Origin of the sequence: Acinetobacter sp. ESBL14, assembly GCF_036668815.1 — a bacterium.
Lineage (GTDB): Bacteria > Pseudomonadota > Gammaproteobacteria > Pseudomonadales > Moraxellaceae > Acinetobacter > Acinetobacter gyllenbergii.
The window spans coordinates 1-210 of sequence record NZ_JAZEVS010000100.1 but is presented as its reverse complement, the minus strand read 5'-3'; the positions used below and the strand labels follow the sequence as shown (position 1 = coordinate 210).

The 210-nt window shown below is 45.7% G+C and carries 1 protein-coding gene; it reads left to right on the top strand.

Going from position 1 to position 210, the window contains the following annotated elements:
• Positions 1-210, top strand: a 210-nt coding sequence (locus tag V6E90_RS21645; RefSeq protein WP_332606450.1) for a hypothetical protein, incomplete at both ends; no start/stop codon positions are given.

The following is a 210-nucleotide window of genomic DNA, read 5'->3' as shown; positions in this document are numbered from 1 at the left end:
ATGGTGATACCGTTACAGCAACAGCGACCGACTTGGCAGGAAACATTTCATTGCCAGGTACAGAGATTGTTGATGGAGATGGTTTACCACCAGTGGTTGCATTGAATGATGAATTCACCAATGACTCAACACCAGACTTGAGCGGTACGATCAATGATCCGAATGCGACCATTGTTGTGACTGTGAATGGTATTGACTATCCAGCGGTGA